Genomic DNA, 11,971 nt, shown 5'->3' with positions numbered 1-11,971 from the left:
AACACGATATACCAAATGTGATGTTAATACACTATAGCCATAGCCTAGTGGCTTAATTCACCACGAATATTTTGTTGCATCAGGTCTTTGATTTCTTCGCTTGGTAGATCTTTACTGATTAAGTAATGGAGCTTAGTTAATGCTGCTTCGGTGGTCATATCGAAACCTGAAATAACGCCCACTTGTGCTAATGCATCACCTGTCGCATAGCCACCCATATTTACCTTACCTTTAATACATTGCGTTAGGTTAACAACAACGATACCGCGTTTGTTAGCTGCTGCTAGTGCATTTAAGATATCTGCGCTTTGTGGTGCATTACCAACGCCATAGCTAAGTAAGATAAGTGCTTTCACTGGTTGTAATAGAATGTTGCCAATTACTTCGGTGGAGATACCCGGATAAAGCGTTACGATCGCAATTGGTTGCGGCGTAATGTTACTTACTGTGAGGGTTTTTTCTGTAATGGGTTTTACGTCACCCAATAACACTTCAATGTTAATACCGACTTTTAATAAGGTTTCACAGTTTGGAGTATCAAAAGCACTAAAGCCATCGGCATGTACTTTTGTTGTTCTGTTGCCGCGCAATAGCTGGTTATTGAAGAATAAACATACTTCGTGAACAGGGTAGTTTGCAGCTAAATAAAGTGAGTTAAGTAAGTTACTTTGTCCGTCAGAACGGATTTCTGCCAGTGGAATTTGTGAACCGGTAACGATAACGGGTTTGCCAAGATCTTCTAACATAAATGCTAATGCAGATGCTGTATATGCCATGGTGTCAGTACCATGCAAGATGACAAAACCATCATATTTGTCATAGTTGGTCTGGATGTCTTCTGCAATTTGTTGCCAGTCAGACGGAGACATATTAGAAGAGTCGATTAACGGCGAATATTCATGCAGTGTGAAATCAGGCATTTCTTCGCGGTGAAATTCAGGTAGACGCGCTAAGCAATCTGTCATGAATCCTTCCATCGGTACATAACCGTGCTCTGAATGTTGCATACCGATCGTGCCACCAGTATATGCAATGTAGATTGATTTCTTAGCCATTAATAAATTCCCTGTGCGTTTTTAAGGGGGATTATAGTGCTGAAATCAATTAATGGAATAGCTTGCTGCTAATTTACTGAATAAAAATGAAATTAAATAGGGGAATTAAGGGCGGGAGTTGAATTGTGCGGTAAATCGGCAAATTTACCGCACATTGATAGATCGAGTTATAACGACTATTACGTATTTACTTTATAACGAGATTTATTAATCGATCACTATTTAATGTCACAAACCAAACATTCGACATACAGGCCTTGTGGATCGGAATAGTTAGTTAATTGCGCTGCTTGATTACTTACCGCTGCTAACCAAGTCGCCACGTTACCGTTTGGATTGATATTAAGTTCGGTTAATACCTGCTTCGCAACGGATTGCGTAAACATCGAGAGTAGTTTATCGCGCTCGCTGCGCGGTGTTTGAATCAATATTAATGAGTCGCTTGATACGTCCGCTTTTACCGCGGCAGATTCAATCGCTTCATTGAGACTGCCAAGATTATCAACTAAACCAAGTCGAAGTGCATCGCGACCTGTCCAAACTCGACCCTGTGCAATCTTATCAACTTGTTCCGTTGTCATATCGCGCCCTTCAGCAACGACATTAAGGAAGTTACTGTAGCCATTTTCAACGGTCATCTGAATAATCTGTGCCATGTGCGCAGGTAATTCACGATTTACCGACAGGCCGGTGTAATCCGTTGTCCCAACACCGTCACTGTAAATACCCATTTTAGCCAGTAATTTTTCAGTGGTTGCAAACATACCAAAAATACCAATTGAACCGGTGATAGTGGTTGGTTTAGCCCAAATTTCATCAGCGGCTGAGGCAATCCAATAGCCACCCGATGCGGCAACGCTACCCATAGAAACAATCACGGGTTTACCGGCTTGTTTCACTTCTAATATCGCGGTACGAACTTGCTCTGACGCAAATGCGCTACCACCAGGGCTGTCGATACGTAATACTAACGCTTTGATTTTATCATCATCTTTAGCTTGTAATAACAGCTTGCTGAGTGATTTACCGCCAATTGCGCCCGCAGGTTGGTTACCATCAAGGATCTGGCCATTAGCGAATATAATCCCCACGCCGGGTTCGCTTGCAAAACCTTGTTCTTGAAACTGAGTCGGTTGCATCGCGAGATAATCGAGGAATTCAATTTGCTCAAACTGTTCGGATTCACCATTGAGCTTTTTAGTCAGATAGCGTGATATTTCCTCACGTGTTAATAGCTGGTCTACCAATTTTTGTTGTAAAGCATATTGGGCAATATCGCCATTTACCGACTGCAGTCTTGCAATAAAGAGGTCAGCTTTTGGTGCTACATCATCGGCGTTAATACCACGATTGTTAGCGACAATGCTGGTATAGGTTCCCCAAAGTTGATTTAGCCAATTTAACTTGGCTTCTTTGCTCTCTGCTGACATACCGCTACGGGTGAATGGTTCGACAAATGATTTATAAGTGCCGACGCGGAATACATGTGAAGAGAGGTTTAATTTATCGATCGCGTCTTTGAAGTACAGGCTATAACTGCCATAGCCTTGGAGTAATACGCCACCTGCTGGGTTCAGTAAGATCTCATCTGCGAAAGAGGCTAGAAAGTATTGCTCTTGGCTAAAGTGATCGCCATATGCATAAATCGGTTTACCACTTTTTTTGAATGATGTTAGCGCGTCAGAAATGTCCGTTAACTTGGTTAAGTTAGCTGGTTTCAACAACGCGAGATCTAAGACTAACGCTGATATTGAATTGTCTGTTTTAGCGTTATTTATCACAGTAACAACATCTGAAATCGCAATTTCATTGACGACACTTTTAGATTCAACTAACTCACCGATCACTTGTTCAAAGGGGTCCACTAATTTTGGTTGATCAACTAAGACGCCATTGAGGTTGAGTACCAAGGCTGCGTTATCTGCGTATACAACCGGTTTATCTTCTTGCTGTTGTAGTGCAATAAAAATAATCGCAATAAAAGCGACGAAAAACAGATTTAAGATCAAATTACGCGTAAAGGTAATCGAGCTGCCAATTTTAGACAGGATGTATCCGAGTATTGAGAATAATTTTCTCATTGTATATTCCTAGTAAATCCTATGGGATTAGACAGTTATAGATGTTGTTTTATGTATTAAGCCATAAATACAGTTCAGATTAAAGAACTTAGAATGAAGGTCTATGACAGTGCGTAGTAGATCAAGTTCTCATTAATAAAAAATAATGATTAGTTTAGCTTAGTTTAAATATGACTAAATGTATTGTTAATGATTGAAATTCAACGAAATCATTAATTTATAGCTACACTTGTACGCTGTATTAGTTAAAATAGCGTTTGAAATGAACGATTAAATTAATTACTCTAAATTAAAAGTTGACAACAACTGTACATCAAATAAATAACAGCTGTGCATCAAATAGATAGCAAGTAAACAGCAATTAAGTAGCAATTGTCTTACCACTGGGAGTGGCGTTATGTCTGCAAGCAATTATCCGAATATGTTAGCCCCGTTAGATCTAGGTTTTACAACATTGAAAAACCGCGTTTTAATGGGCTCAATGCATACAGGCTTAGAAGAAGAAAAAAATGGATTTGAAAAACTAGCCGCATTTTATGCCGAACGTGCGAAAGGCGGTGTTGGTTTAATTGTTACTGGTGGTATTTCACCAAATCTACGTGGTCGTTTGATGCCACATGGTATGCAACTGTCTTATAAATGGCAGGCCAAGAAACATCAAGTTGTTACACAAGCTGTACATGACAATGGCAGTAAAATTGCGCTACAAATATTGCATGCTGGGCGTTATGCTTACCATCCATTTAGCGTCAGTGCGAGTAAGAGCAAGGCGCCGATTAATCCATTTACACCGCGTGCTATGTCAAAACGTTCGATTCGCTGCACTATCTCTGACTTTGCTAAGACAGCTGAACTGGCTAAGTTTGCGGGTTATGATGGTGTCGAAGTGATGGGTTCTGAAGGTTATTTGATTAACCAATTTATTTGTCGCCGTAGTAATAAACGTACAGATGAATGGGGCGGTAGTTATCAGAATCGCATGCGTTTTCCTATTGAAATTGTAAAATCAATTCGTCAACGTGTTGGTCAAGATTTTATTATTATTTTCCGTTTATCAATGCTTGATTTGGTGGAAGACGGTAGTACGTTTGAAGAAGCTGTTGAATTAGCGCAGGCATTAGAAAAGGCTGGCGTGACCATTATCAATACCGGTATTGGTTGGCATGAAGCCCGCGTTCCTACCATTGTGACGAGCGTACCACGCGCCGCGTTTAGCTGGGTCACAGAAAAAATGAAAGAACATGTGAATGTACCTTTAGTGACAACTAATCGCATTAATACCCCTGAAGTTGCAGAAACGATTTTATCGTCTGGCCAAGCTGATATGGTCTCGATGGCGCGTCCAATGCTGGCAGACCCTTATTTTGTGACGAAAGCAGCAGCGGGTAAAGCAGACGAAATCAATACGTGTATTGCTTGTAACCAAGCCTGTCTAGACCACGTATTCAAGGCGAAGCGTGCTTCTTGTTTAGTTAATCCACAAGCGTGTTTTGAAACTGAATTGAAGTTTGAAGCTGCCACAAAATCAAAACGTATTGCTGTTGTTGGTGCGGGACCTGCGGGCTTATCATTTGCTTGTTATGCGGCGGAGCGTGGTCACAAAATTGATATCTTTGATAGTCGTTCAGAAATTGGCGGTCAATTTAATTATGCTAAGCAAGTTCCAGGCAAGGAAGAGTTTTACGAAACGCTGCGTTATTATGCAAAGCAGATTGAAGTGTTAGGTATTAACTTACACTTGAATGAACTTGTCACCGTGAAGACCTTACAAGGCCAAGGGTACGATGATGTTGTTGTTGCAACGGGAATCACGCCAAGAACGCCACCAATCCCAGGTGTAAAACACGAAAAAGTATTGAGCTATATTGAAGTGTTGCGTGATCATAAACCTGTAGGTAAACGTGTCGCTGTGATTGGCGCAGGTGGTATTGGTTTTGATATTTCTGAATACTTAATAGAAGAAGGTGAATCTCCGTCAACCAATACCCAACAGTGGTTGAGCGAGTGGGGCGTAACGCAAGACGATACCACTGTCGGTGGCTTAACGGCGGCTAAAAATACAGCGCCTGCGCGTGAAGTATTCTTGCTACAACGCAAAGAGACTAAGGTTGGCGCAGGTTTAGGGAAAACCAGTGGTTGGGTACACAGAGCGACATTGCAAAAGAAAAATGTGGAGATGATCAAAGGGGCATCTTATGACCTGATTGATGATCAAGGTCTGCATATTACTGTTGACGGTGTTAAAAAAGTGCTTGAGGTTGACAATATTATTTTATGTGCGGGTCAAGAACCGTTCAGAGAGTTGTTTGAGCAGTTACAATCTGAAAAAGTACCGACGCATCTTATTGGTGGTGCATTTGAAGCGGGAGAGCTGGATGCAAAACGTGCTATCCGCCAAGGTGCTGAGCTAGCAGCGTCAATCTAGCCTGGCATTAAACAACGTAAATGAGTATTAAGCCCATATCCTGTATGGGCTTTTTTGATCTTATGTTATTTAGCACTTGATATTTCATGGCCAACATTGAATACTTTAGTTATCACTCATTGTTCAAAGTAGTAAATAATGGACGCAATTGATCTATTAGTAAACCGCCATTCTTGTAATCAACTCTCTGCACCAGCGCCCAGTGGTCAAGTGCTCGATAATATTATTAATGCAGGATTGCGAGCCCCCGATCACGGTGGATTGACCCCTTGGCGTTTTATCATCAGTGAAGGTGAAGGCTTAAATACCTTGTCGCACTATTTTAGAGATGCTGCATTTAATCTTGGTAAAGCAGAAAAAGATGTATTAAAGGCAACAAATGCGCCGTTTCGAGCACCACAAATAATCACTGTTATTGCAAGAATAGAAACACATCCAAAAATCCCTGAATCAGAACAATTAATGTCAGCGGGCTGTGTGGTGATGGCAATGCAAATGGCGGCTCAAGCACAAGGTTTTAATGGTATTTGGCGAACGGGTTGGTTTGCTTACAATGATCACATAAAGCAAAAGCTTGAGCTTGAAGAAAAAGATGAAATCGTTGGCTTTTTGTATTTAGGTACACCAGATGTATCGTGTAAAAAAATACGTCAATTAAACACGGATAACTTTGTTACTAGAATGGATAGTTAATGCAAACGGATGAGCATTAATTATTGTAATAAGTAACCGCAATAAGCACAGAGGAATTAAGATGACTACACAATATCCAAAAGGACATTTACTTAGCGTACAATTTCCACTTTACCATCATGTTGGTATCTCGGATGGCGGTGGTCATGTTTTCGAGAATTCTCGTTCTCGCTCAGGACGTGGCTTGGTGAGTTTGAGTGATTTTTCAGATGATAAAATTATTATCGATCATGGCTTTTTACCCGGCAGCTTACCTGCAGATGATATAATTGCCAATGCAGAGCAATTGATTTCAGATAAAAAACGTTATCATTTGTTGAATAATAATTGTGAGCATTTTGTGCATGAAGTATGTGGCGTCAAAGTAACAAGCCCGCAATTACGTCGAGCATTAATTTTAATTGCGACGTTAATAGTGAATAATTATACCAGAGGACGCTTTAGAACTGCATTGCTGTGGAGTATTGCGTCACAGTTATCACATTTAAATACAGCGACTCTGTCTTGGTGGCGACATGCTATTTTCACGTCAGCTGGATTTTGGTTAGTACTATTAACTAACAGTAATCAAGATACGACTGAAACGACAGAACCTTAATTAACCCCTTCGTAAACCGAATTTAACTGCAATTCTGGCTACTCGCCATGCTGCTTGATTTAGTAAGCGCTTTCTAGTTATTTTATCTATAATATTGGCCATTAGATTAACAACTCGTTAACGTTGTTATCAGCGAGTGGAGTACATTATGGGTAGTATTGAAATCATTCGTGATCATAGTTTACCGCATCATCAAATTATTCGTATCGCAGATAAAGTAATGGTTGATATAGCACAAGAATATGACCTTAAATTAGAATGGCAAGGCGATAAACTTCACATTCAACATGCACATACCAGAGGGTATTTACATGCCGATGCTGAAAGTATCAAAATCAAATTAAAATTAGGTATCCTGCTGTTTCCAGTCAGCTTTGTGTTAAAGCAAAGCATTGAAGAAACACTGGATGAACTGTTGCCAACTGCAGCGTGTTCATATAGATAAGCACGGTAAGGGTTTGATATTATGGAACATCTATCACTGGTAGAAACCTCATTTTTATTGAGTGAGAGTACCGCAAGTCCGAAACATTTTTCAGGGCTACAAATTTTTGAACCGCCAAAAGATTACGAAGGCAATTTTGCCCGCGATCTTTTTCAAAAGTTAATCATGGATCCCGCTGTTGCGACCCCTTTTAACTTTAAATTAAAGAAAAGTCTAGGTGGTTTATACTATTGGGCTCACGATAGCCAATTCGACTTTAACTATCACATTCGCATGTCAATGCTCCCTGGTGAGGGGAGCGATGAGCAATTACGTGATTTAGTTGAACGCTTGCATTCACATTTGATTGATAGAACACGCCCATTGTGGGAAGTGTATTTAATTGAAGGTTTATCTGAAGGTCGTTTTGCTATTTTTACCAAGATTCATTACGCGATGGCTGATGGGAAAATGGCGAACAGCTGGTTGTCTGGCTATTTACAAAGTGATCAATCGGTTAATGATTACCGTCCGTTTTGGCAGATCCCATCATTCCGTCCAGGTTATAAAGAATCTGCAGGGGTGATTGAAAGTGCATTATCGACGTACATGAGTGGTTTAAAACAGCTTAAGTCTATACCTGGCCTTATTCGATTAAGCACACGTATGGGGTTAAAATTCCTCAATCTCCGTGATGAAGGCCCTGCATTACCATTTTGCGCACCTAGAACACCTTTCTCGGTACCGGCAACACGTTCACGTATTGTATCTTTTGGACGTTTACCGTTTGAAAAAATGCGTTCGATTAGTAAGATAACCGGCGTTACGTTAAATGATGTGATCTTATGCTGTGTTGATATTGGTCTGAATCGTTACCTGAAAGAAAAGGGGATTTTATTACGTAAGCCACTTGTTGCTCAGGTACCAGTTCGAATTGGCGATGGCCGAAGAAACGCACTAACAGGGGTTGAGCTCGGTAATATTGATGCTGATGCACTAGACCATTTAGAAACCATTTTTAAACGAACAACCAGTGTTAAACACGATTTGTTTAGTTTATCGGCGGAGTCAGTGGTAAATTTTTCATTATTGATCCAAGCAAGCGCGTCAATCTCGGAATGGTTAGGTGTCTCTAAGTTCTTACCGCCACTGGGCTCAGTGATCGTGTCTAATGTACGAGGACAACAAGATATTGCCTATCTTGCAGGTGCTAAGCTGACGGAAGTTTATCCTGTTTCGGTATTGTCTGCTGGCACAGCGCTTAATATTACACTGTATAGTTATCATGAGGAAGTATTTTTTGGTCTGGTAGGGTGCAAGAACGAACTACCTGATTTAGATATATTATCACGTCATGTTGAGGCTGCTTGCGGTATTCTATCGGATGAGATCCTTGATAATGCCAAGCAACATTCTCTGTTGATCTCTTCGCGTTAACGACAAAGACGGTAACTAGGTTACCATCTTTGTATTCCTTCGTTATATCTTTTATTCGATTTCATGCTACCTTTGACAGGTTACACAGTTGTTGATTCAAATTGGCTTGAAATGTGTAAGTAGGATTAGTGTTATGTCTTAGCCTAAGCGACTGAGTTGTATTGCTAGTATTTCTGTTATAAGCATAAAAATCCAGAGGTTATTTTGATTAGTTGGCAAGCCAAAGCACTAAACTTATTTTTAAAACAAACCGTAAAGCGTTCTATTGAAAATACCAAAGATGCTAATAAACTACGCTTTCAGATGCGTGCATTAGATAAATTCTCATTTGGCACTAGCTCTAAAATAGAGCGTACTCAATCTATGCGAGAGAGTATCTTGTGCGATGAAATAAAGCTAAAATATTCATATAGTAAAACCAAATTACTGTATTTACATGGTGGTGCGTTTGTCTTTAAAACGCCAGCTATGCACAATAATTTCATTGCCCGCTTAGTTGAACCGTTAGATTTACATGCTATCGTGCCTGATTATCCGCTTGCTCCTGAAAATCCTTTTCCTGCAGCACTCGATTGTTGTTATATCATTTATAAATCATTACTTGATTCAGGTACTGCACCTGGAGATATCATATTGGCGGGTGATTCTGCGGGTGGTAACTTAGTGTTAGCGTTATTGCATCGCGCCAAACGCGATGGTTTGCCTATGCCGAAATGCTGCGTGTTGTTATCACCTAATGCTGATATGACTCAGAGTGGTTTATCGGCGGTTGAGAATCGTTATAGCGATGCACTGTTTAGTTTAGAAGTGATGCTACATTGTCGGAACCTGTATTTAGAGGGGCGCAATGATGATTTACACAATGAAGAAATTTCCCCTTTGTTTGGTGACTTTACTGGTTTCCCACCGTTTATGTTACACGCTGGTAGCACTGAGCTAATGCGTGATGATTCAACGCGACTTGCCGAGTTTATGCAGGCGCAGGGTGTGGCGGCACATTTACAAGTTTGGCGTGAGATGCCTCATGTATTCCCTTTATTTGAGCAACTTCCAGAAAGCAAAGCCGCACTGAAGCAGATTGTTAGCTTTATACAACAGCAGAAAAACTAAATAGCGCTTTGGTTAAAAGACTAAGTCGGCTTGTTTACACTGGTATTTTTATTGTTTTTACTTAGTACTTATCGTTTTTACTTGTTTTCTTTATGGATTTTTAATTTATCTATATAAATATAGCTAAAATATATCATATTCGAAAAATATTCTGGATATGATATATGTTGTATTATAAAAGTCTTTATTATGGCCGCATAAATCAAATCAAACGCACTACCGAGGCTATTATGAACAAAGAACAAGTATTACAAACAATTGAACTATTAAAATCAGGTCACTCTTTAACTGATGTGACTAAGATTGCTAACATCAACGTGATGTATGTAAGTGTTATTCGTAAGTTGATGGTTATGAATTTGATTGATGTAGCTGGTTAACACGCTGTCTAACTGTTTAGCTGACAAACAGTCGAATTGTCCCGCAATGCGGGACAAATATTGTTTAAGTATGATCTTCCAGTACCATCTTCCAGTGAATAAGTACATCCTTGCCATTGAGCGCTAGGGAGTGGTTATCACAGTATTAACTACATGTATTACCCCATTTGATGTTTCTACATCTGTGACCACAACGCTTGCGTTACCTACCATTAAAGCGCCCATTACAATATTAATATTCAACTCTGTATTAGGACGTAAAGTCGCAACTGCTGTGCCGTTTGCAGCAAAAGCGGAGACAGAATCGATAACGGCACCATTGATTACGTGTTGACTTAAGATACTAGCTAGATCTTCTAGGGCTAAAATATCCTCAACGCTACCAACTTCTGCAAATGCAGCATCGGTTGGTGCAAATACTGTGAATGGTCCTGAACCAACTAATGCAGTATCTAAACCTTCTTGCTGTAGCGCTGCGAGTAATGTTGTAAATTCAGCGCCGTCAACGGCATTAGCCAAATTTGTCACCAAAGCGCCAATTGTCACATCGGTATTAGATAATTCATTCGCAGATGGTGGCAGTAAAACACTATCAATAACATGGATGATACCGTTTTCCGCATTTACATCTGCAACAATCACTTTAGATAAATTGATGTAAAGAGCAGGTTCGTTATATGAAATAGCGAGGTCTTGTGCAATGTAAAGTGGCGTTGTGGTTCTTCCTGATAAGCCAATTGCGGCCGCAGCATCAACTTTTGAATTGAGTACGTGGTACGTGAGAATATCGCTTAAATTAGTTAACGCTAATATGTCTGCTGCACTGTTAAATGAAGGATTAGTTGCAATCAGCTTAGTGAAAGCATCATCTGTTGGTGCAAAAACAGTTAAATCTGGGGTCATTGCTAGGGTATCAGCCAGACCGGCCTCAATCACAGCTGCTACTAATGTGTTAAACCTGCCATCTGCTTGTGCTGTTTCCACAATATTAAAATAAGATGGTGGAATTAAGACTTTATCTATTGCGTGAATGATACCGTTATCAGCCATGACATCAGGGCTTGTCACCTTCGCGCGGTTAACGAATAAGTCCTGTCCATTAAGCGTTAACGCAACCGTTGCCGTTTCAACGGTGCGAGCGGTATTATCCATCATTCCAGCTAATGCTATTGCTGCTGTTGCATCTACAGAGCCTTGTAACACGTGATAGGTGAGAATATCAGCTAAATCATCTCTCGCTAAAAATTCAGCTGGCGTTACACCAAGCGCTAAAAACAATTCATTGAATGCTGCATCTGTTGGCGCGAATACCGTAAACTCACCGCCGCTTAATGTTGCACCCAGTCCAGCTGCATCGACAGCTGCGTAGAGTGTATCAAAATTGTTATTACAGTCGGTAATTTCAGCTATGTTACCACTACAGCTAAGCGCGCTAATGTCGTTATCATTATCGTCATTACATGCAGTGAGGAATAAGGTTGAACTCGTAAATAGTACTAGGGTAGATGCTTTTGTCCAAGATAAATAATTTGAATTTCTAGTAGACATGATTGTTACCTTCCATATTATTTAGTTTTGTTTATATGACTCGTTTAGCGGTAAGTAGCTTGAAGCTAAAAAAGTAGTAATGTCAGTACCAAAACTTAATACGGCGGCCAAATCAATTTAGATCAGTTTTTTGGTTTTATATTTTAAATATATTTTATTTATGGTTATTAATACTTATTTTAAATTAATTTCTTAAAATATATCATATTCAGAAAAAATC

The 11,971-nt window shown here is 40.0% G+C and carries 10 protein-coding genes; 7 read left to right on the top strand and 3 right to left on the bottom strand.

Annotated features, from left to right (window positions below):
- Positions 1 to 44 precede the first annotated feature (44 nt).
- Both ansA and sppA read right to left on the bottom strand, forming a co-directional pair.
- The gene (ansA, locus tag FR932_RS07835; protein WP_019440005.1) at positions 45 to 1,055 is read right to left on the bottom strand and encodes an asparaginase; all 1,011 of its coding nucleotides are present in this window, start codon (positions 1,053 to 1,055) and stop codon (positions 45 to 47) included.
- Positions 1,056 to 1,273: 218 nt separating this feature from the next.
- Positions 1,274 to 3,136 carry a signal peptide peptidase SppA gene (gene sppA, locus FR932_RS07830; RefSeq protein WP_019440006.1) on the bottom strand — a complete coding sequence of 621 codons (1,863 nt, stop codon included), beginning with the start codon at positions 3,134 to 3,136 and terminating at the stop codon, positions 1,274 to 1,276.
- 397 nt (positions 3,137 to 3,533) lie between these two features.
- Between sppA and FR932_RS07825 the strand changes: the two genes are divergently transcribed.
- The 7 genes from FR932_RS07825 to FR932_RS21445 all read left to right on the top strand — a co-directional run bounded on the left by FR932_RS07825 (position 3,534) and on the right by FR932_RS21445 (position 10,203).
- A complete protein-coding gene (locus FR932_RS07825; RefSeq protein ID WP_019440007.1) occupies positions 3,534 to 5,561 on the top strand; it encodes an NADPH-dependent 2,4-dienoyl-CoA reductase in 2,028 nt (675 codons plus the stop codon).
- A gap of 138 nt (positions 5,562 to 5,699) precedes the next feature.
- Complete coding sequence (locus tag FR932_RS07820; RefSeq protein ID WP_019440008.1) at positions 5,700 to 6,254, top strand: NAD(P)H nitroreductase; 555 nt, start codon at positions 5,700 to 5,702, stop codon at positions 6,252 to 6,254.
- Between the two features lie 61 nt (positions 6,255 to 6,315).
- Positions 6,316 to 6,852 carry a lecithin retinol acyltransferase family protein gene (locus tag FR932_RS07815; protein WP_019440009.1) on the top strand — a complete coding sequence of 179 codons (537 nt, stop codon included), beginning with the start codon at positions 6,316 to 6,318 and terminating at the stop codon, positions 6,850 to 6,852.
- A gap of 148 nt (positions 6,853 to 7,000) precedes the next feature.
- Positions 7,001 to 7,297, top strand: coding sequence for a polyhydroxyalkanoic acid system family protein (locus tag FR932_RS07810; RefSeq protein WP_019440010.1), 297 nt, complete (start codon positions 7,001 to 7,003; stop codon positions 7,295 to 7,297).
- Positions 7,298 to 7,318: 21 nt separating this feature from the next.
- Positions 7,319 to 8,713, top strand: coding sequence for a wax ester/triacylglycerol synthase domain-containing protein (locus FR932_RS07805; RefSeq protein ID WP_019440011.1), 1,395 nt, complete (start codon positions 7,319 to 7,321; stop codon positions 8,711 to 8,713).
- Between the two features lie 204 nt (positions 8,714 to 8,917).
- The gene (locus tag FR932_RS07800; RefSeq protein ID WP_019440012.1) at positions 8,918 to 9,823 is read left to right on the top strand and encodes an alpha/beta hydrolase; all 906 of its coding nucleotides are present in this window, start codon (positions 8,918 to 8,920) and stop codon (positions 9,821 to 9,823) included.
- 230 nt (positions 9,824 to 10,053) lie between these two features.
- Positions 10,054 to 10,203 (top strand): hypothetical protein, encoded by a 150-nt coding sequence (locus FR932_RS21445; protein WP_167513864.1) that lies wholly within the window; start codon positions 10,054 to 10,056, stop codon positions 10,201 to 10,203.
- Between the two features lie 123 nt (positions 10,204 to 10,326).
- Here the strand turns inward: FR932_RS21445 and FR932_RS07795 are convergent, their stop codons facing one another.
- Complete coding sequence (locus tag FR932_RS07795) at positions 10,327 to 11,751, bottom strand: fasciclin domain-containing protein (protein WP_019440014.1); 1,425 nt, start codon at positions 11,749 to 11,751, stop codon at positions 10,327 to 10,329.
- Between the last annotated feature and the right edge of the window lie 220 nt (positions 11,752 to 11,971).

Origin of the sequence: Moritella marina ATCC 15381 (assembly GCF_008931805.1) — a bacterium.
Lineage (GTDB): Bacteria > Pseudomonadota > Gammaproteobacteria > Enterobacterales > Moritellaceae > Moritella > Moritella marina.
Note: the sequence above shows the minus strand (reverse complement) of the source record. Positions and strands in the feature narration are given on the sequence as shown.

Excerpts from the sequence above, each read along its gene's own strand:
- sppA (WP_019440006.1), bottom strand. The coding sequence starts at position 3,136 with ATGAGAAAATTATTCTCAATACTCGGATACATCCTGTCTAAAATTGGC.
- FR932_RS07795 (WP_019440014.1), bottom strand. The coding sequence starts at position 11,751 with ATGTCTACTAGAAATTCAAATTATTTATCTTGGACAAAAGCATCTACC.
- FR932_RS21445 (WP_167513864.1), top strand. The coding sequence starts at position 10,054 with ATGAACAAAGAACAAGTATTACAAACAATTGAACTATTAAAATCAGGT.
- FR932_RS07815 (WP_019440009.1), top strand. The coding sequence starts at position 6,316 with ATGACTACACAATATCCAAAAGGACATTTACTTAGCGTACAATTTCCA.
- FR932_RS07820 (WP_019440008.1), top strand. The coding sequence starts at position 5,700 with ATGGACGCAATTGATCTATTAGTAAACCGCCATTCTTGTAATCAACTC.
- ansA (WP_019440005.1), bottom strand. The coding sequence starts at position 1,055 with ATGGCTAAGAAATCAATCTACATTGCATATACTGGTGGCACGATCGGT.
- FR932_RS07805 (WP_019440011.1), top strand. The coding sequence starts at position 7,319 with ATGGAACATCTATCACTGGTAGAAACCTCATTTTTATTGAGTGAGAGT.
- FR932_RS07810 (WP_019440010.1), top strand. The coding sequence starts at position 7,001 with ATGGGTAGTATTGAAATCATTCGTGATCATAGTTTACCGCATCATCAA.
- FR932_RS07825 (WP_019440007.1), top strand. The coding sequence starts at position 3,534 with ATGTCTGCAAGCAATTATCCGAATATGTTAGCCCCGTTAGATCTAGGT.